This is a genomic window from Pseudoduganella chitinolytica, assembly GCF_029028125.1.
Lineage (GTDB): Bacteria > Pseudomonadota > Gammaproteobacteria > Burkholderiales > Burkholderiaceae_D > Rugamonas > Rugamonas chitinolytica.
The window spans coordinates 5,954,575-5,977,041 of sequence record NZ_CP119083.1; the positions used below are offsets into that span (position 1 = coordinate 5,954,575).

The 22,467-nt window shown below is 68.2% G+C and carries 2 protein-coding genes (1 of these 2 only partly in view); both read right to left on the reverse strand.

Annotated elements, in window-relative coordinates:
• On the reverse strand, positions 1 to 19,098 hold the full coding sequence (locus tag PX653_RS26540; RefSeq protein WP_277415626.1) for a non-ribosomal peptide synthetase/type I polyketide synthase: 19,098 nt from the start codon (positions 19,096 to 19,098) through the stop codon (positions 1 to 3).
• On the reverse strand, positions 19,098 to 22,467 hold the end of the coding sequence (locus PX653_RS26545) for a non-ribosomal peptide synthetase (RefSeq protein WP_277415627.1). The gene runs 8,840 nt beyond the window's last position; only the last 3,370 of its 12,210 coding nucleotides appear in the window; the start codon falls outside the window, past its right edge — the gene reads right to left on this strand; its stop codon occupies positions 19,098 to 19,100. Before PX653_RS26545 ends, PX653_RS26540 begins: the two co-directional genes overlap by 1 nt.

Here is a 22,467-nt window from a genome sequence, read left to right on the forward strand (position 1 = left end):
TTATTTGATGGCGTAGTCGACGGCGTGGGCGCGGCCGGTGCGGATGCTCTGCAACAGCAACTGGTGGATCGCGCGGTAGTCGTCGAGGATGTCGTTGTGGTGGCAGGCGTCCAGGTTGACCACCTGCAGCTGGGTTTGCGGCGTGGCCAGCAGCGTGTCCACATTGCTGGCCGCCAGCGCGGTCGCATGCTCGAACAAGCGTTTGAGCCGGCTGTCGGCCAGTTCCGCGTCCACCGTCATCGCTTTCAGCAGCAGCACGTCGGCATGGCGCAGCTTGCGCGACAGGGGCGTGGCCTCGAAGCGCACCGCCAGGCCGATAGTGGGCAGGCTGCGTTCGATGTGCGCGGCCGGGTAGTCCTGGCTTTGCAGGAAGGTGCGGTAGTCTTCCTCCAGCCCGGACACGTAGCCGGGATCGCCCTTGATGGCCGCCAGCGTGGCGTCGTCCACCACGGTGTCGAGCAGGTACAGCTGGATGTTGCGGTGGCCCCGCTCCTCCAGCTGGGCCGCCACTTCCATCGCGATGGTGCCGCCCAGCGACCAGCCCAGCAGGCGGATGACGCGGTCGGGCGCCTGGGCGCACAACTCGTCGATGCGCGCCAGGTAGTACGCGGCCAGTTCGCGCAGGTCCGCGATCTTGTCGTCATGGTGCAGGTTGTACGCGTCCACGCCGTGACAATGGAAGTCGTCGGCCAGGCTGCGCGCCAGGTCCGTGTACACCTCGCAGCCGCCGATCCCCGGGTGGAACATGAACAGCCGCTCCTTGCCGCGCGCGCCGTTCAGGTCGACCAGCGCCCGATAGCTGCCGCGGTTGGCGTCGATATAGGCCGCCAGCGCGGCGATGGACGGGTGCCGGTGCAGTACCGCCAGCGACAGCGACAGGTCGAAAACCTTGTTCAGCATGGCCGCCAGGTGCAGCGCGGACAGGCTGTTGCCGCCCACCTCGAAGAAGCTGGTTGCCGCGTCCAGCGTGTCGTTGCCCAGCACGCGCTGGAACGCCTGCGCGACCAGGCGCTCGGTGGCGCCGGGACCGTGGTCCGCAGGCGCCGTCGGGGCAGCGACGGCAGCGACGACATCCACCTGCTGCTGCCGGCTTGGCAACGGCAGCCAGCACACCGTGCGATCGAACTGGTAGGGCGGCAGGACGACCTGCCGGCCGCTGGTTTCCCAGCAGCGTGCCGTGTCGATCCCGTAGCCGAGGCTCCACAGCGCGCCGACGGCCTGGTGGAAGGCCTGCGCATCGTCCGCGTCGTCCTTCGCGGCCGGCAGCGTGGCCACGCACGCTACGCCGGGCGCCGTCTGGCGTGCCAGCGTGCCCAGCACGCGGCCCGGGCCCAGCTCCAGCAGGATCGGGTTCGGCGCCAGTGCCAGCACGGTCTCGATGCCGGCGCCGAAGCGGACCGGCTGCAGCAGGTGGCGCGCCCAGTACTCGGGCGAGCATGCTTCCGCATCCGTGATGGGGGCGCCCGTCACATTGGAAATGAAGCGCCGCTGCGGTGCGCGCAGGGGAATCCCGCGCAGCAGCTCGCCCAGCCTTGCCGCCGCGTCGGCCATCATGGGGCTGTGGAAGGCATGCGACGTGTGCAGGCGCACGCACGGCACTTCGCGCTGCGCCAGCGTGCCCTCGAACGCCTCGATCGCCTCTGTCGGGCCGGCGACGACCACGTTGCGTGGGCCGTTGTGCAGCGCGACGGACAACTGCGCCGGCAGCAGGGCGGCCAGTTCGTCGGCGCCGGCCTGCACGGACAGCATGCTGCCCGCCGCCATCCGCTGCATGAATTCGCCCCGCTTGGTGACGACGAACAGTGCGTCCTCCAGCGTGAACACGCCCGCCAAGGTGGCGGCGACGTATTCGCCGATGCTGTGACCGATAGCCAGCGCCGGCTCGATCCCTTTCGAGGCCAGCAGCCGCGCCAGCGCGTAGCCGGTCACGAACAGTGCCGGCTGGCTCCAGCGGGTCTGGGTCAATGCATCCGACGGCGTGGCCGGGAACAGCAACGCCAGGAAGTCGCACTTGGCGACCGCGGAGACGATGCGGGCGCAGGTGTCGACGGTGTCGCGGTAGACAGGCTCCGTGTCGTACAGCGTGCGCCCCATGTTGGCGTACTGGCTGCCCTGGCCGGAGAACATGAACACCAGCGTCGGCTGCTCGCGGCCGGCCTGCAGTACCGGCGTGGCGGCGCGCAACGCGGCAACCAGGCCGGCCCGGTCGCGCGCCGCCACCACCTTGCGGTAGCCGAAATGCTCGCGCCGGTGCTGCAGCGTCCAGGCGACGTCCGCCACGGACAGGTCGGCGTGGCGCTCCACGTGCGTGGCCAGCGCGTCGCAATAGCGCTGCACGGCGGCGGCGCTCTTGCCCGTCACGGGAACGGACACGTAGCCGTCGGCACCCATGTCCTGGCTTGCCGGCGCGACGAATTCCTCGACGATCACGTGGGCATTGGTACCACCGAAGCCGAACGAGCTGACGCCGGCACGGCGGGGCATGCCGTCGGCCACGTCCCAGTGTGTCGTTTGCGTGGGGATGGCGAACGAAGTGCGCTCCAGGTTGATCGCCGCGTTCGCGCCGGCGAAGTTGATCTGGCCCGGGATCAGCTTCCGCTGCAGCATGGCACAGACCTTGATGAAGCCGGCGACACCGGCCGCGCTGGCCGCGTGGCCGATATTGGCCTTGACGGCGCCCAGCTTGCACGCGTAACCGCCCGGACCCGCGTTGGCGCTGAACGCGTCGTGCAGCGCCGCGATCTCGATCGGATCGCCGATGGCCGTGCCGGTGCCATGGCACTCGACATAGCCGATGCTGGCAGCATCGATGTTGGCGCGGCGCTGTGCATCGGCGATGCAGCGCGCCTGGCCGACGATGCTGGGTGCCATGTAGCCGGCCTTGCGGTCGCCGTCGTTGTTGACCGCATAGCCCTTGACGACGGCGATGACGTTGTTACCGTCGCGTACCGCGTCGCTCAGGCGCTTGAGCACGACGACACCGACGCCGGCCCCGCCGACCGTGCCGCTGGCCTGGTCGTCGAACGTGCGGCAGTGGCCGTCCCGTGCGAAGATGCCGCCCGGCTGGTAGAGGTAGCCATGGTTGTCCGGCATCGGCAGCGAGACGCCGCCGGCCAGGGCCACGTCGCATTCGCCGAACGACAGGTTCTTGCACGCCTCGGCAATCGCCACCAGCGACGTGGAGCAGGCCGTGTTGATGTTCAGCGCCGGACCGGTGAGGCCGAGCAGGTAGCTGATGCGCGTGGCCAGGTAGTCCTTCTCGTTCAGGTGCGCCGTGCCGAACGTCATCAGGCCATCGGCCAGTTCCGGATTGCCGTGGATGCGCGCTTCGCTGTATTTGCTTTCGCTCATGCCGGCATACACGCCGATCGACAGCTGGCGGCGGTCGCGGATGTGGCCCGCCAGCTCGAGTGCCTGCCAGGCGCACTCGAGGAACTTGCGGATCTGCGGATCGATCAGTTTCGCGTCGTTGACGGACAGGTTCCAGAACGCCGGGTCGAACTTGTCGATGTCGGCCACGCTGCCGCCCGTCGGCACGTAGTCCGGATGCTGCACGAAGCGGGCCGGCACGCCCTGCAGTTCGCAGGAGGCCAGGTCCAGCGTGTCGAAGCATTCCGCGCCGTTGACGATATTGTCCCAGAACCCGGCCACGTCGGCCGCCTTGGGGAAGCTGCCGTTGACGGCGACGACGGCGATATCGGTCTCGATGCCGGTATGCTGTCGCGCCGCCGGTGCCGGCGCTGCTTGCGTCGCTTGCCGGTCGCCGTCCAGGATCGCGGCCAGTTGTGCCACGCTGGTGTACTTGAACAGGTCGGTCAGTTGCAGGTCGCCGTGCTGCAGCACCTTGTCGATGCGCGACTTCATGCGGATCATCAGGATCGAATTGCCGCCCAGGTCGAAGAAGTTGTCCTCCATGCCGATCTGTGCGCGGTCGATGCCCAGCACCTCGCTCCAGATCTCGCACAACTGCGCTTCCAGCGCACTGGCCGGCTGCAGCCGCGCAGGTTCGCGGCTGCGGTCGGGGGCGGGCAGGCGCGTGGCGTCCACCTTGCCGTTGGCCGTCAGGGGCATGGCTGGCAGGTGCAGGAAGCACGTGGGGATCATGTACTCCGGCAGGTTGCGGCGCAGCGCCGCCTTCAGGGCATCCTCGGCCAACTCCTCCTCGGCGACGTAGTACGCCACCAGGAATTTCACGCCAGTGGACTGGTCGTCGCGCGCCTGCACGATCGCCTGGCGCACGCCCGGCAGTGCTGCCAGCGCATGCTCGATCTCGCCCAGCTCGACACGGTAGCCGCGCAGCTTCAGTTGCGAGTCCTTGCGGCCGGCGAATTCGATATAGCCGTCGCGGTGCCAGCGCCCCAGGTCGCCCGTGCGGTACAGCCGGCCAAGCGTCGGGTGCTGGAAGAAGCTGGCGGCCGTCTTGGCCGCGTCGCCCCAGTAGTTCAACGCCACGCCGGCGCCGCCGATATGGATCTCGCCGATCACGCCGACAGGGCAGTGCGCGCCGTCGTTCAGCACGTACATCTTCTGGTTCGGCATGGCCACGCCGTACGGAATGCTGGTCCAGTTGTGCGGGACCGGCGTTTCGATCTCATGCCAGATCGACCAGATGCTGCCTTCGGTGGCGCCGCCCAGGCTCATCACGCGCACGTCCGGCGCGCAGGCTTTCAGGCGCGCGGCCAGGCCGGTCGGCACCCAGTCGCCGCTGACCATGGCGACGCGCAGTGCCGGCAACGACTCGCCTTGCTCGGCCATCAGTTCGGCCAGTTGCGGGACCGTGTTCCAGATCGTCACGCCATGCGCTTGCATCAGCTCCAGCCAGTGCTCCGGCTGTTTGGTCTTGTCCTGGTCGGGGAAGACGATGGCGCCGCCGGCGGCCAGCAGGCCGAAGAGGTCGTACACCGACAGGTCGAAGCTCAGCTCCGACAGGGCCAGTACGCGATCCTGCGGTCCCACATGGAAGCGACGGTTGACGGCGTCGATGGTGTTCAATGCCCCGCGATGGCTGATGCTGACGCCTTTCGGCACGCCGGTGGAGCCGGACGTGAAGATGACGTATGCCAGGTCGTCCGCTGCCACCTCGGGCAGCGATACTGCCGGCGCCTCGGCTTGCGCCAGCAGGTCTTCGATGACGAGCAGGCGGTACGCGTCCGCCAGGGTGGCCCGGATCCCGGCGCACGCGGCCTGTTTGGCCGAAACCAGCAGGGTCGTGACCTCGCCCTGGCGCAGGATGGTGTCGATGCGGCCGGCCGGCCATTCCACGTGCAGCGGCAGGTAGGCTTTACCGGCCTGCATGATGGCCATCGTGGCGACGACCTGGCCGTAGCCTTTTTCGCACAGCACGCCGACCAGCGCGCCGGCACCGCCGACGAGGTGGCGGGCCAGCCTTGCGCTGTCGTCCAGCAGCTGGGCGTAGGTGTACTCGCCCTGGCTGTCGATGACGGCGACGGCGTCGCTGCGTTCGCAGCGGTCGAACAGCGTGCCTTCGCTGGTCTCCTGCACGGCCGCGTTGGCGTTGTCGATCAGCGCCTCGGCCTGGGCCGGGAGGCGGAACAGGTCGGTGAGCGTTTCCCAGTCCGCTGCGGCCAGGTGGCGGATCAGCGCGCAGTACAGGGTGTTCATCTCGCCCATGTACTCGTTGCTGAACAACTGGTCGACGTACAGCCACTTGCTCATGAACTGGCCGTTGACCTCGATCGCCTGCAGGTCAATCCAGGCCTGGGAAGTTTGCGCGCTCCAGTCGCGCTGCTCGACGATCTCGCTGTCGTCCAGCCAGTACGATTTCTCCGTCTGGTCCAGCAGGTTGCCGACGATGCCGGTAAACACGATCGGCGACACGGCCTTGTTACCGTCCAGCTTGTGACGGCGTGCCAGCTCGCGCTGCACGTCGATGCCGTTGAACAGGCCATGGTCGATGTCCTGCCACATCGTGTCGTGCGACTGCTTCAAGGTCTTCAGCAAGTCGCTGCCGAAGTCCTGGAAGTGGAACAGGTTGGTGCTGGTGAAGTCGCCCCACAGCCGATTCACGTCCTCGTGCACGGCGTAGCGGTTGAACACCGTCATCGTGATCAGGAATTCGCGGTAGCCGGAGAAGTGCGCCAGCACGGCGCCATACAGGCCAAGCAGCACCGACGAATACGACACGCCGTACTTGCGCGACTGCTCCTTGAAGCGCAGCCAGGTGGCGTGTTCGACGTACAGCGTGTGGTCGCTGAACTGCGGCGTGACGATCGACTCCGGCGCCACCAGGAACGGCAGCTCCGGCCGCAGGGGCATGGCCGGCAGCTTGTCCAGCCAGTACTGGCGGTCGGCCTCGTACCAGCGCGAATGCTTCAGGTGCCCGATGTAGTCCTGGTAGTCCTTGAAGCCGATGGCCGGCAGCGCGACCTGCGCGGAAGGATCGCGGTACAGCCGGTCCATTTCGGTAAACAGCGCCTGGCGGCTCTGCGCGTCCAGCAGGATCAGGTCGATACTGATGTGCAGCACGTCGCAGTCGTCGAAGCGGCTGACCTCGAAGGTGAACAACGGGAAGGTCGTGGCGTCATAGACCTTGTGCGACAGGCGTGCCCGCACGGCGTCCAGCGCCGCTTCGCTGCGGCCCTGGCCGTGGCATTCGTGGACACGGACCTTGAAGGGCGCGGTCTGCGCCAGCGGCAGGCAGCGCTGCTGCAGCCGCTCGAACGAGTACACGGTGCGCAGCACGTCGTGGTGGGCGATCAGCGTGTCCAGCACGCGCTGCAGCGCCGCCACGTCGAGCCGGCGGTAGCAGTACTCGTTGTAGATGTGGTTCGAGATATTGCCGATCTCGTAGTTGCCCAGGCGGCCCACCAGGTAGGCGCGCTGGACGGCCGTCATGTCGAACCAGCCGTCGGCGTCCTCGCCCCGCAGCAGCGGCAGCTGGGCCAGGTCGTTTTCGCTGGCCACGGCGGCAAAATCGCTGGCCGTGTACTCGACGCCGCGCACGCCGGCGCAGTGCTGGACAATGGCCGCCAGCTGCGCCTCGAAGGCCTCCGCCAGTTGCCGCGTGACGGCGGCGCCGAAGCGGGTGTACAACTGGCAGCGCAGTTGCTCGCCCTGCACCATGGCGACGACGCCGATGTCGTTGCTGAACGCGTTTTCCGGGGCGATCGCCACGCCGGCCGGCTCGGCGCAGATGTCCCAGGTGCCGGCCTGGCCGCCATCCATGCGGCCCAGGTAGTTGAAGGCGATCGCCGGCAGCTTCGGCTGCGCGTAGCCCATCAGCGCACCAAAGCCGATGCCCTTGTTCGGCACCGCCCGCAGGTATTCCTTGTTGGCCTTGATGCTGGCGCCCAGGTCGTCGCGGGCGGTCAGCGCCACCGGGAACAGCGTGGTGAACCAGCCCACGGTGCGCGACACGTCGAGCGTGCTGTCGATATCCTCGCGGCCGTGGCCCTCCAGCAGGATGTGGTGGGTGGCGCGGCCGCTGACGGCCTGCAGCGCGTGGGCGAACGCCGTCAGCAGCAGGTCGTTGATCTGCGTGTGGTAGGCGCCATTGCAGTGCTGCAGCAGGCTGGCGGTCAGGGCGCGATCCAGCGTCACCTCGTGGTCGCTGACGGGACCGGGAACGACGGCCAGCGGCAGCGGCTCGGCGCTGTCGAGTTCCTGCATCCAGTAGCGCAGTTCCGCGCGCTGGGTCACCTCATAGCGTTCCACCGCCTGCACCCATTGGCGATAGCTGGTCAGCTTGGCGGGCAGGGCCTCGCCCTCGTACGCGGCGTGCAGGTCGTCGGCCAGCACGCGCCAGCTGACGGTGTCCACGACCAGGTGGTGCAGCGCCATGAAGACGCGCGCGCTGCCGTCGGCATAGCCGTGCAGGTAGCCAAATGCGTGCACGGGGCCGGCGACCAGGTCGAAGCCGGCCTGCCAGGCCGTCAGCGTGTCCTGCAGCTCGGCCGCGTCGATGGCGCTGACGTCGAGGGTGCGCAGGGCCACCGCGGCAGGCGCGGTGTAATGCTGCAGGCCGTCGTGGAAGCGCAGGCGCAACGCATCATGCTGTGCCACGACAGTCTGCAGCGCGCCGCGCAGGCGCGCTTCGTCCAGCGCCGGCGTGCGGATCAGGAAGGCCTGGTTCCAGTGCCGCGCGGCCGCGAAATCGCTCTGGAAGAACCAGGACTGGATCGGCAGCAGCGCAAAGCCGCCTTCGAGCTGGCCCTGTTCCGACTGGACGGTGCGAGCCGGTGCATCGGCCTGGCGCTGCAGGTACTGGCACAGGCCCTCGACGGTTTTGTACGTGAAGATGTCCTGGATCGTGACGGCCACGCCCAGTTGCTGGCGCAGTTTGCTGCTCAGCTGGATGCTGATGATGCTGTCGCCGCCCAGCTGGAAGAACTCGTCGCGGATGCCGACTTGTTCCGGCGTCAGGCCCAGCGCGTTCGCCCACAGGACGCACATCGCCTGTTCCTGCTCGCTGCGCGGCGCAACGTAGCTGTGTTCCGTGCGGACGTCCGGTGCCGGCAGGCGCGCGTTGTCGACCTTGCCGTTGGCCGTCAGCGGCAGCGCCTCCAGCTGCATGAACACGGCCGGGATCATGTAATCCGGCAGGCACTGGCGCAGGGCTGACTTCATTACCTCGTGGTCCTGTGCCGCGGCTGACACGTAGTAAGCCGCCAGGTATTTCGTGCCCAGGCTCGGATCGTCCTTGGCCACCACGACGGCCTGCTTGACATCAGCCAGCGCCGCCATGGCATGCTCGATCTCGCCCAGCTCGACGCGGTAGCCGCGCAGCTTCAGTTGCGTATCCTTGCGGCCGGCGAACTCGATGTAGCCGTCGCGGTGCCAGCGCCCCAGGTCGCCCGTGCGGTACAGCCGGCCAAGCGTCGGGTGCTGGAAAAAGCTGGCGGCCGTCTTGGCCGCGTCGCCCCAGTAGTTCAACGCGACGCCGGCACCGCCGATATGGATTTCGCCGATGACGCCGACAGGGCAATGCTCGCCGTCGTTTATGACGTACATCTTCTGGTTCGGCATGGCCACGCCATACGGAATGCTGGTCCAGTTGTGCGGGACCGGTGTCTCGATCTCATGCCAGATCGACCAGATGCTGCCTTCGGTGGCGCCGCCCAGGCTCATCACGCGCACGCCTGGTGCGCAGGCTTTCAAGCGCGCGGCCAGGCCGGTCGGGACCCAGTCGCCGCTGACCATCGCGACGCGCAGTGCCGGCAACGACGCTCCTTGCTCGGCCATCAGTTCGGCCAGTTGCGGCACCGTGTTCCAGATCGTTACGCCATGCGTTTGCATCAGGTCCAGCCAGTGTTCCGGCTGTTTGGTCTTGTCCTGGTCGGGGAAGACAATGGCGCCGCCGGCGGCCAGCAGGCCGAAGAGGTCGTACACGGACAGGTCGAAGCTCAGCTCCGACAGGGCCAGTACGCGATCCTGCGGTCCCACATGGAAGCGGCGGTTGACGGCGTCGATGGTGTTCAATGCCCCGCGATGGCTGATGCTGACGCCTTTCGGCACGCCGGTGGAGCCGGACGTGAAGATGACGTATGCCAGGTCGTCCGCCGCTACGTCGGGCAGCGCCACCGCCGGAGCTTCGGCTTGCGCCAGCAGGTCTTCGATGACGAGCAGGCGGTACGCGTCCGCCAGGGTGGCCCGGATCTCGGCGCACGCGGCCTGTTTGGCCGAAACCAGCAGGGTAGCGACTTCGCCCTGGCGCAGGATGGTGTCGATGCGGCCGGCCGGCCATTCCACGTGCAGCGGCAGGTAGGCTTGACCGGCCTGCATGACGGCCATCGTGGCGACGACCTGGCCATAGCCTTTTTCGCACAGCACGCCGACCAGCGCGCCGGCACCGCCGACGAGGTGGCGGGCCAGCCTTGCGCTGTCGTCCAGCAGCTGGGCGTAGGTGTACTCGCCCTGGCTGTCGATGACGGCGATGGCGTCGCTGCGCTGGCGGCGGCCGAACAGCGTGCCTTCGCTGGTTTGCTGCACGGCTGCGTTGGCGCGCGCCACCAGTGCCTCGTCCTGCGGCGGCAGCTGGAACAGGTCGACTTCCGCGGCCCAGTCGGCGTCGGCCAGGTGCGCGATCAGGGCGCAATACAGCTTGTTCATCTCGCCCACGTACTCGTTGCTGAACAGCTGGTCGACGTACAGCCACTTGCTCATGAAGCGGCCGTTCACCTCGATCGCCTGCAGGTCGACCCATGCCTGCGATGTCTGGCCGCTCCAGAAGCGTTGTTCGACATCTTCCGTGTCGTCCAGGTAGCGGTTGCTTTCCAGTTCGTCGAACAGGCTGCCCACCAGGCCCGTGAAGACGATCGGCGACACGGCCTTGCTGGCATTGAGCTTGCGGCGGCGCGACAGCTCGCGCTGTACGTCCATGCCCGTGAACAGCGCGTGGCCGATATCGGCCCACATGTCCGCGTGGGTGGTGCGCAGGGTGTCGAGCAGCCGGCGGCCGGCGCCCTTGAAGTGGAACAGGTTGGTGGACGTGAAGTCGCCCCACAGCGCGTCCACTTCCTCGTGGATCGCGTAGCGGTTGAACAAGGTCATCGTGATCAGGAACTCGCGGTGGCCCGAGAAGTACGACAGCACGGCGCCGTAAAGCCCCAGCAGCACGGACGAATACGACACGTCATGCCGGCGTGCCTGCTCCTTGAAGCGGTCCCACGCGTCCGCTTCCACGTACAGCGTGTGCTCGGTGAATTTCGGATACTCCACCGACTCCGGCGAGACCAGGAACGGCAGTTCGGGGCGCAGCGGCATCCGCTCGATCTTGTCCAGCCAGTAGGCCTTGTCGGCTTCGTACCAGGCCGACTGGCGCAGCAGCTGGTAGTACTTCTGGTAGTCGTGGAACGTGATGGATGGCGCCTGCAGCACGTAGCCGGCATCGCGGTAGGCCCGGTCGATGACTTCGAACAGCGCCTGGCGGCTGTGCGCGTCCAGCAGGATCAGGTCGGTGCTGATGTGCAGCACGGCGCCATTGCGGAAGCGCGAGACCTCGTAGGTGAACAGCGCGAAGCGTTCCGCATCGTAGACCTTGTGCGACAGCCGGTCGCGCACGACGGCCACGTCGGCCGCGTTGATGTCGCGGTCCGGGTGCTCGTGGCAGGCGATACGGTAGTGCGGCGTCCCGTCCAGCGGCAGGAAGCGCTGCTTCAGCAGGTCGTACGAGAACACGGTGCGCAGCACGGGGTAGGTGCGGATCGCCGCGTTCAGCACCGCTTCCAGGCGCGCCACGTCCAGCTCCTCGTAATAATACTCATGGTAGACGTGGTTCGAGACGTTGCCAATCTCGTAGTTGGCCAGGCGGCCCAGCAGGTACACCTTCTGGATTTCCGTCATGTCGAACCAGTCGTCCTGCGGTCCGGCACTGGGCAGCAGCGGCATATTGCGCAGGTCGGCTTCGCTGGAGACGGCGCGGAAGTCGCTGGCCGTGTACTGCGCATCGTGCTTGCCGGCGCAGTGGTCGGCGACCGTTTCCAGCGCGGCGCCGAAGGCGTCGGCAAAGCGTTGCAGGGCATCGGCGCGGAGCGTGCCGGCCACGTCGAAGCGCAGGCAGCCGCCGATCACGGCGCCGCCCACGTCCAGCAGGTTGGCCAGCACGTTGGCCGCGTGCGACATGTGGCCGGCCGCCTCCGCCTGGACCTGCCAGTCGCGCGGCGCGGCCGCTTCGCCCAGTTGGCCCAGGTAGTTGAAGCGGATGGCCGGCATGTCGCCGCGGCGGTAGCCCAGCAGGGCACCGAACGCCAGGCCCTTGTCGGGAATGGCGCGCAGGTGTTCCTTGACGCCGACGATGATCTCTCCGACCGTCGCGGCACTGGCCAGGCGCACCGGATACAAGGTGGCGAACCAGCCCACGGTGCGGGAGATGTCGGTATCGCCGCCAGCCTCCTCGCGGCCATGGCCTTCCAGCAGCACGTGGTGCGTGGGCTGGCCCGTCAGCGTCGTCAGCGCGGAGGCCAGCGCCGCCAGCAGCAGGTCGTTGACCTGCGTATGGTAGGCACGGTTGCCGCCCAACAGGGATTGCGTTGCCGCGCGGTCGAGTTCCACGCGCACGACAGAACGCTGGTCCTCGTCACGCAAGGAGGCCAGCGCGGTGCGATCGGCGTCGGCCAGCAGCGTGGTCCAGAAGTCGCGTTGGGAATCGCGCTCCTGGGCGAAATGCGCCACGCTTGCCACCCACTGGCGATAGCTGGTCATCTTGGCCGGCAGCGCGCGGCCTTCGTAGGCGGCCTGCAGGTCTTCCGCCAGCACATTCCAGCTGATCGTGTCCACCACCAGGTGGTGCAGCGCGAAGAACACGCGCGCGCTGCCATCGGCATAGCCGTGCAGGTAGCCCACGCTGCACAGCGGCCCCGCAGCCAGGTCGAAGCCGGACTGCCAGGCCGTCAGGGTATCTTGCAGCACCGTCTCGCTGACGGCGCTGACGTCCAGCGTCCGCAACGCAATTGCCTCTGCGGGCGCATAGTGTTGCATGCCGTCGTGGAAGCGCAGCCGCAGCGCGTCGTGTTGGGCGACGAGCTGCGCCAGCGCGGCGCGCAGGCGGTCCAGGTCCAGTGCCGGTACGCGTACCAGGAACGACTGGTTCCAGTGGTGCGCGACGGGGAAATCGTTCTCGAAGAACCACGACTGGATCGGCAGCAGGGGGAACGCGCCGGTCAGTTCACCCTGCTCCGACAGGATCGCACGTTCGGGCGCGCCGGCCTGGCGTTGCAGGTGTCGGCACAAGCCCTCGACGGTCTTGCAGGTGAAGATGTCCTGGATCGTGACGGCCACGCCCAGTTGCTGGCGCAGCTTGCTGCTCAGCTGGATGCTGATGATGCTGTCGCCGCCCAGGTGGAAGAATTCGTTGCGGATGCCGACCTGCTCCGGTTGCAGGCCCAGCGCGGCGGCCCACAAGGTGCAGACGGTGCGTTCCAGCTCGCTGCGCGGCGCCACACAGTGCTGCTGGCTGGCCGCCTCCACGGCAGGCAGGCGCGCGCTGTCGACCTTGCCGTTGGCGGTCAGCGGCAGCGCTTCCAGGTGCATGAACACGGCCGGGATCATGTATTCCGGCAGGCGCTGGCGCAGGGCCGCCTGCATCGCCTCATGGTCCTGCGCCTCGGCGGCCACGTAGTAGGCCACCAGGTACTTGGTGCCCAGGGCGGGATCGTCCTTGGCCAGCACGACTGCCTGCTTGACATCGGCCAGCGCCGCCATGGCATGCTCGATCTCGCCCAGCTCGACACGGTAGCCGCGCAGCTTCAGCTGCGTATCCTTGCGGCCCGCGAATTCGATATAGCCGTCGCGGTGCCAGCGCCCCAGGTCGCCCGTGCGGTACAGCCGGCCAAGCGTCGGGTGCTGGAAGAAGCTGGCGGCCGTCTTGGTCGCGTCGCCCCAGTAGTTCAACGCGACGCCGGCACCGCCGATATGGATTTCGCCGATCACGCCGACGGGGCAGTGCGCGCCGTCGTTCATGACGTACATCTTCTGGTTCGGCATGGCCACGCCATACGGAATGCTGGTCCAGTTGTGCGGGACCGGCGTCTCGATCTCGTGCCAGATCGACCAGATGCTGCCTTCGGTGGCGCCGCCCAGGCTCATCACGCGCACGTCCGGCGCGCAGGCTTTCAGGCGCGCGGCCAGGCCGGTCGGGACCCAGTCGCCGCTGACCATCGCCACGCGCAGCGCCGGCAGCGACACCTCCTGCTCGGCCATCAGTTCGGCCAGTTGCGGTACCGTGTTCCAGATCGTCACGCCATGCGCTTGCATCAGCTCCAGCCAGTGCTCCGGCTGTTTGGTCTTGTCCTGCTCGGGGAAGACGATGGCGCCACCGGCTGCCAGCAGGCCGAAGAGGTCGTACACGGACAGGTCGAAGCTCAGCTCCGACAGGGCCAGTACGCGATCCTGCGGTCCCACATGGAAGCGGCGGTTGACGGCATCGATGGTGTTCAATGCCCCGCGATGGCTGATGCTGACGCCTTTCGGCACGCCGGTGGAGCCGGACGTGAAGATGACGTACGCCAGGTCGTCTGCAGCCACCTCGGGCAGCGTGACTACCGGGGCCTCCGCTTGCGCCAGCAGGTCTTCGATGACGAGCAGGCGGTACCCGTCCGCCAGGGTGGCCCGGATCTCGGCGCAGTTGGCCTGCTTGGCCGAAACCAGCAGGGTGGTGACTTCGCCCTGGCGCAGGATGGTGTCGATGCGCCCGGCCGGCCATTCCACGTGCAGCGGCAGGTAGGCTTGACCGGCCTGCATGATCGCCATCGTGGCGACGACCTGGCCGTAGCCTTTTTCGCACAGCACGCCGACCAGCGCGCCGGCGCCGCCGACGAGGTGGCGGGCCAGCCTTGCGCTGTCGTCCAGCAGCTGGGCGTAGGTGTACTCGCCCTGGCTGTCGATGACGGCGACGGCGTCGCTGCGTTCGCAGCGGCCGAACAGCGTGCCTTCGCTGGTCTGCTGCAAGGCTGCGTTGGCGCGGGCGACCAGTTGCAGGTCGGCGCCCGTTGGCGCAAGGCGCGGCAGTGCGGCTTGCCAGTCGCGGTCGGCCAGCGTTTCGATCAGCCGGCAGTAGGCCGCGTGCATGTCCGCCACCAGCGTGGCGTCGAACAGCTGTTCCACGTAGTCCCATTCGACGACCAGGCCGTCGCGGTTTTCGTAGGCCTTGTTGTCCAGCCAGACCTGCGATGTTTGCGTGATCGAATACGACTCGCCGCCATACGACGCATCGATGAACACGCCCGATTTCTGGTACTTGCTGGTATTGCCGATCAGGCTCGTGAACACGACGGGCGCCAGTGCCTGGTCGGCCGGAATCGCCTTGCGGCTGCGCGCCAGGCGCTGGAAGTCGATGCCGTCGAACAGGTTGTGGTCGATGTCGTCCCACAGTGCCTGGTTGGCGGCGCGCAGCAGGGGGGCGATGGCCGTGTCGCGCGCCCGCACATAGTTGAACAGTTCGAGCACCGTGAAGTCGCCCACGATGTCGTTCACCTGGGGATGCAGCGGCAGGCGGTTGAACAGGGTCAGGTTGATGCAGACGTTGTCCTGGCCGGACCAGAAGCACACGACTTCGCCGTACAGGGCCAGCAGCACGACGGTCGGGCTGATGCCCGCGTCGCGCGCCGCATCCTGCAGCTTTTGCCAGACAGCCGGTGCGATGGTGCGGGTGACGCGGCTGAAGGTGGGCGTGGCGATCTGTTGCGCGTTGGCCACGGTCGGCAGGCGCAGGTCGAAATTGTAGTCGTCCAGCTTGTTTTCCCAGTACGCGCGGGCGGTGGCGAACTGCGGGCCCGTGCGCACGGCGTCGTAGCGGCACACGTAGTCGCGGTAGCTCAGCTCCAGGCGCGGCAGCGCGGCCTGCGCTTCGTTGTACAGCAGCGTCCACTCGTCGAAGAAGATGCGGAAGCTGTGCGCGTCCATCAGCAGCGCGTCAAAGCTCAGGTGCAGCACGATGCCGGCGCGGGTGCTGCTCACCGCCACGTCGAACAGCGGGAAGACCGACAGGTCGTACACCTTGTGCGACAGCGCCTCGCGATACGCTTCCAGGCTGCCCTCGGCCAGGAAGTCGTGCACGGCGATGCGGTAGCGGGGCGTCTGCTCCAGGATGCGCTGGGTCGATTCGCCGAACACGGTGCGCAGCGCCGGATGACGCGCGATCAGGGCATTCAGGCTGCTTTCCAGGCGGCCCACGTCCAGCGACGTAAACGCGTGCTCCTGGTAGATGTGCGTGGCCACGTTGCCGAGGCCGAACGAGCTGGAACGGCCCAGCTGGTAGGCCTGCTGCACGTTCGTCAGCGGGAACGGGGCGAACCGGTCGGCCTCCCCGGCGGCCGGATCGATCAGGAATGCCTCGTAGGCGAAGCCCTGCTGGCTGGCCGCGATCGCCGCCGCCAGCTGTTCTACCGTCTTGTGCTCGTACACCGTGCGCGCCGTCACGGAGGCCTTCAGCGCCTGGTTGATCTTGCTGGCCAGGCCGATGGCCAGCATGCTGTTGCCGCCCAGTGCGAAGAAGTCGTCGCGGCAGCCGACCTGGTCGTCCGCCACGCCCAGCAGGCCGGCCAGGATGGCGCAGATGGCGCGTTCCTGCTCGCTGCGCGGTGCCACATACTCCCGAGCCGCCACCAGCGATGGCACGGCCAGGCGGGCCTGGTCCAGTTTCCCGTTCTGCGTCAGCGGCAGCGCATCCAGGGCGATGCAGCGCGACGGCACCATGTAGGCCGGCAGCGCACGCGCCAGTTGCGCCTTCAGTGCCGCTTCGTCCGCGCTGCCGGCGTAGTAGGCCAGCAGGTGGTCGGCGCCGCCGATCTTGCGGATGACGGCTGCCGCCTGCAGCACGCCGGCACAGCGCAGCAGCGCTTCCTCGATCTCGGCCAGCTCGACGCGGTAGCCGCGCAGCTTGACCTGCTGGTCGCGCCGGCCCAGGTATTCCAGTTCGCCCGACGGCAGGCGGCGTACCATGTCGCCAGTGCGGTACAGCGTGGCGTGCACGCCGGCGGCCCGTTCGGCCTCCGTGCGGAACGGGTTGGCGATGAATTGCGTCCGGCTCAGCTCCGGGTTGTGCAGGTAGCTGCGAGCCACGCCATTGCCGCCCACGTGCAGTTCGCCGATGGCGAAGTCGCGGCAGGGGCGGCCAGCGCCATCGAGCACGAAGGCGCTGCGGTTGCGCAGCGGCTTGCCGATCAGGACCGTGTCGGCCAGCGCCAGGCTGGCGCGCTCGATCGCCAGGGTGCAGCTGAACGTGGTGTTCTCGGTCGGGCCGTAGCCATTGATCAGGTGCGCCGGCTTGTGGGGTGACGTGGCCAGCTTTTCCATCAGCGTCTTGTTCAGCGCCTCGCCGCCCACCAGCAGGCAGCGCAGGCCGGCGAACACCGTTTCGTCGGCACCGTACAGCTGGTCGAACAGCGTCTTGGTCAGCCACAGCACGGAGACGCCCTGGCGTTGCAGCTCGGCCTTGAAGGCGCCGATGTCGGACAGCAGGGCCAGTTTGTCGCCCGGGATGACGAGGCGCGCGCCGTTCAGCAGCGCGCCCCAGATCTCGAACGTGGCCGCGTCGAAGCCCAGGTCGGCCAGTTGCAGCACCACGTCGCTTGGCGCGATGTCGATGTAGCCCGCGTCCCGCACCAGCGAGACGATGCCGCCATGTTCCACCATCACGCCTTTCGGATTGCTGGTGGTGCCGGAGGTGTACATCACGTACGCCAGGTGCGAGGGCGCCAGGCCCAGCGCGAGGTTGGCGGCAGGGTAGGCGGCAACCGCTGCCTCGGTCGCGGTGTCGTCCAGCAGCAGCGTGGGCACGTCGCCCGCGCGTTGTCCCAGCTTGCCGTGGCTGAGCACGACCTTGGGCCGGGTGTGCCCGAGGATGTAGTCGATCTTCTCGGCCGGGAAGCTGACGCTCAGCGGCACGTAGCAGCCGCCGGCCTTGATCGTGGCCAGCATGGCGACGATGGCGTCGGCGGTGCCGTCGAACCAGACGGCCACGGGCGATTCCTGGCCGACGCCGTGTTCTTCCTTGAGGAAGCCGGCCAGCCGGTTGGCGCGCTCGTTCAACGCGCGGTAGCTCAGCACGCCGGCGGCGCTGGCGATGGCGGCCGCGTCGGGCGTGCCGGCGGCTTGCGCCTCGAAGGCGGCGGCAAGCGACATCGCGACTGGCTGGATCGGCTCGTGCGCCGGCGCGGGCGCGGTGCCGAGGGTACCGACCGGCTGCGTCCAGCGCGCGTGGTCGATGGTGGCCAGCAGGTCCAGGTAGCTGGCGCACAGCGCGGCCACGTATTCGGGGCGGTACAGGTCGGCCGCGTAGCTGACGTGCAGCGCGATGCGGTCGGCCAGTTCGGTGGCCGTGACGGACAGGCCGAACTTCTCGACTTCCTCGGCAACCGGCAGCAGCGTGCAGCGATCCTGCGCACCTTGGCCGCTGGCGGCGTCGGCGCCGCGGAAGTTATGCATGGTGAACATCACGTGCATCAGCTGGCCGATGTCCTCGGCCCGGTGCGGCAAGCGCGCCGCCAGCAGGTTCAGGTTCAGGTGCTGGTGCTCGTTCAGCCATGCCAGCTCGCCGTTGACACTGCGGGCATTCGCTGCCAGCGTGGCAGCGGGCTGCCAGTCGGGCACCAGCGGCAGCGTGCTGATGAACGGACCGACGGCGTCGTCCAGCGCGAACGGGCGGTTCGAGATCGTCAGGCCGATGGGGAAGTCGGCCTGGCCGCCGTGGTGGACGGACAGCGTCTGGTACAGGCCCGTCAGCAGCAGCGCATACAGGCTGACGCCCTGGTCCAGCGCCACGGCGCGCAGGCGCGTGCAAGTGGCGTTGTCCACTTCCAGGCGCAGCACGCCGGCCTGGTTGCGCGTGGGGCCGCGCCGCTTCGTCGCTGCCGGCAACGCGGTCGCGGCGTCCAGCCGGCCAGCGAGGCGCGCGGCGGCTGCCTCATAGTCGGCGCTGCCCAGCAGCGCCTGCTGGTAGGCCAGGAAGTCCCAGTAGGTGGCGCCCGCCGGCCGCCCGGTCAGCTCGATCAGGTCGCGCAGCAGCACGCCCACCGAGAACGCGTCGGACAGGATGTGGTGGTGCGTCAGGTTGACGATCACGCGGCCGGTGCCCCGCACCGACAGGATTTCCGCCTGCACCAGCGGACCGCCGGCCAGCTGGAACGGCTGCTGGTAGCGCTGCTGGCAGGCTGGCGCGATGGCGTCGGCGTCGATCGCGGCATGCGTCACGGTCAACGCCTCAACGTCGAACGTGTCGCAGGACATGTCGGCGCCGATGCGCAGGCGCAGCATGTCGTGCCGCGCCAGCAGCGCGCGCACGGCGGCTTGCGCCTCTGCCGCGCCCATGCCATGGACTTCGACGAAGAACGGCACGTTGTACGAGTACGGCAGCGAATCGAGGCCCGCCTGCAGGAAGATCCCTTTCTGCATGTCCGACAGCGCACGTTGCCGGTACTGCGCCGGGGTGCGGTAGACCTCGACGGCCAACGCACGCTGTTCGGTATCGACGCCGTTGTGGCGCAGGATGTCCAGCAGCGCGGGCTTGGCGGCGGCCACGCGGGCCTTCAGGTCGGCCGCGAAGCCCGTCTTCTGGTCGAAGCTGAAGCCCAGGTTGCCGTCGGCCTTGGCCCACAGCTGGATTTTTTGCTGCTTCAGTTGGTACAACAGGTCGGTGTGATGCATCAGAGTTCTCCACTTGCCCGGTCAACGCTGTTGGCGTTGGCCGCTTCGAGCCGGATCGAAATCGATTTGAGATCCGAGAATTGGTACAGTTCGTCGAGCTTCAGCTGGCAGGCAAATTCCTGGTTGACGCGGCTGATGAACTGCATCGCCAGCAGGGAATTGCCGCCCAGGCGGAAGAAGTGATCCTCGACGGAGATCGTGTGCTGGTCGATGTCGAGCATTTCCGACCACAGCCGGGCCAGCGTGATTTCCACGGCGGACGTCGGCAACTGGCGCGGCTTGCGCTCGCCCGTCGCGGCGGCGTCGTGCGCCAGCAGGGCGGCCCGGTCGACCTTGCCGTTGGCCGACAGCGGCAACGCATCCAGGAACACGAAGCGTTCCGGCACCATGTAGTGCGGCAAGCGTTGCTGCAGCTGCCGTTCCACGTGCTGCGCGAAGCACGCGGCGCGGTCCAGCTCCGAGCCGCCACTGGCCTGTTTCTGCTCCGCGCCGATCGCGCCGGCCACGAAGTGGTGGGTCACGGCACGGCCGCCGAACAGCGCGGCCAGCGTGGCACGCTGCTCCGGATGCACTTCGCCGATGGCGCAGGTGCCGATGTTGGCGTCGAGCAGGCGTTCCATCAGTTGCTGGGTGGCCGCGCCGGCGTCCACGTACTCCTGCTCCGCCGGGCTGGCGTGGGCGCTGACGAAGAACACCGCCAGGGCCGAGCCATGCCACACCATCGCGTTGTCGTCCAGCCCTTGCGGGTCGTGTAGCGGCTGCCATGGCTGGGCCGTCAGGCCGGTGCCGTGCAGGCTGTACCAGCCGGGCGCGAGGTCCTGCACCTGGCCGGGGCGTACGTGCATGAAGCACCGCGGCATCGCGACCTGCGCTTGCGCGGGAATCAGCCGGCCCAGGACCGCCTGGCCCTCCTGCAGGGCCAGGCCGGCGCCGCTGACGTCATCGACGGTGCCGCGCTGCCAGCGCAGCGGCTGTTCGTCGGCGTTCAGCACGCCCTCGATATAGCCGCACTCCAGCAGCGACAGCATGGCGCCGTCCTTGCCGTACACGGGTTCGATCGCCGCCGGCGTACCGACCAGCAGCAGTTCCACTGGCGCCGCGGCCGATACGGCGGCCACGTCGCCCAGCCGCACCAGCCGGTGCTGGCGACGGTCGAGGTAGTAGTTGCCGGCCGCCAGCCCGTCCAGTTCTCCATGGACGCGCAGGTACACCTGCACGGGATACAGCGTGCCGGCCGACGGATAGCGGTACTTCGGCAGCGGCGCGCCGGCGTCCGATTGCGCCAGCAGGCCGTGCAGGCTGGTGGCCAGCGTGTCGAAAGTTGCTGCTGTTGGCGATGCATCTGCAGGTTGCGCCGTCAGCGCGGCAAGCAGGCGGGCTTGCGCCAGCGGTGCGCCCTGGAACATGCGATAGCTCTTGCGGCTGCGCTGCTTCCAGCCCGTCGTGTCGGGTGCCAGCGTCACGGCGGCAGCGCCGTCATCCACGACGCGGTCGCCGTGCTGCGCCAGCTTGAACGCGATCTGCTCGTCCGCCACGCGCAGGCGCCGGGCCGGCTTGACGTACGCGGTAAGCTGCCGGCCGCCGCTCTGTTCGGGCGACACGGTCAGCACCGATTCCTCCACGCCGGCCAGCTGGCCCAGGCAGGCTTCGATCTCGCCCAGTTCGACGCGGTAGCCACGGATCTTGACCTGGCCGTCCTTGCGGCCGATGAATTCGATGCTGCCGTCGGCCAGGTAGCGCCCCAGGTCGCCCGTCTTGTACAGCCGTCCCTCGGTCGGGTGCGCGATGAAGCTGGCGGCCGTGCGGGCCGCGTCGCCCCAGTAGTTCAGTGCCACACCCTGGCCGCCGATGTGGATCTCGCCCGTCACGCCGAACGGGCAGGCCTGGCCGTGGTCGTTCAACACCAGCATGCTCTGGTTCGGCATGGCGGTGCCGTAGGGGATCGACTGCCAGGCCGGATCGATGGCATCCACCGGATGCCAGATCGACCAGATGCTGCCTTCGGTCGCACCGCCCAGGCTCGTGACGGTGGCCGCGTTGCAGCGCTCGCGCAATTGCATGGGCAGGTGCAGCGGAATGCGGTCGCCGCTCAGCAGGAACGCCCGCAGGCTGCTGTTGCAGCGCCGTTGCAGCCGGTACTCCTCGGCCAGCAGGCCGGCCAGCTGCGGCACCGTGTTCCACAGCGTGACCTGGTGCTGTTCGACCAGCTCGACCCACGCCGCCATGTCCTTGGCGCGCGCCTGCTCCGGGAAGACGACGGTGCCGCCGGCGATCAGCAGGCCGAAGATGTCGTACACGGACAGGTCGAAACTGAGCTCGGACAGGGCCAGCACCTTGTCGCGCGGCGACACGGCGAACTGCCGGTTGACCGCCACGATGGTGTTCAGCGCGCCGTGGTGCGAGATCGTCACGCCTTTCGGCGTGCCAGTCGAGCCGGACGTGAAGATGACGTAGGCCACGTCGTCCGCCTCGATGCGGGGCAGGGCGCACGGTTCCTCGTCGGCCGCGTCCAGCACGTCCTCGATGACGATCGGCTGGCACACGCCGGCCAGCGCCGCCGCCAGCGTCGCGTCGGCCATCTGGGCACGCGAGACCAGCAGGTGCTCGACCTTGCCCTCGGCAAGTACCGCCAGCAGGCGGGCCAGCGGCCAGCCCACGTTCAGCGGCAGGTAGCCGTGGCCGGCCTGCATGGCGGCCAGCGCGGCCACGACCTGGCCGGCGCCTTTCTCGCACAGGATGGCGGCCAGCTTGCCCGTGTGGCCTGTGCCGCCGGCACCGGCCTGGCGCCACAGGTGGCGTGCCAGCCGGCCGGACTGCTCGAGCAGCGCGCGGTAGGTGGTGGTACCGTGGACGGCGTCGATCACGGCCGGCGCGTCGGACGGTTCGATCAGGTCGAACAACGCCCGTCGCGGCACCTCCTGCGGCACGTGATTGGTACGTGCGATCAGCTCGCGCTGGCGTGCGCAGATCGCCGGCAGCGCGCCGGCGGCGTCGGTCCAGTCATGCTCGGCGAGCCACGTGATCATGGCGCAGTAGTCCGCGTTCATGCGCGCGATGGTGGCGCGCTCGAACAGCTGGTCCACGTACAGCCACTTGCTCATGAAGCGCTCGCCCGTCTCGATGGCCTGCAGGTCGATCCATGCCTGCGACGTCTGGCCCATCCACAGGCGTTGATCGGAACGTTCGCCGTCCGTCAGGAAGGTGCTGTTCTCGTGCGCGCCGTTCTTGTTGCCCAGTACCCCCGTGAACACGATGGGCGACGTGGCCTTGTGCATGTCCAGGTCGTGCAGGCGCACCAGGTCGCGCTGCACTTCCAATCCCGTGTACAGCGAGTGGGCGATGTTGTCCCACATGACGCGGTGGCTGCGC

Coding starts and splice junctions, on each gene's coding strand:
- PX653_RS26540 (WP_277415626.1), bottom strand. CDS start 19,098: ATGCATCACACCGACCTGTTGTACCAACTGAAGCAGCAAAAAATCCAG.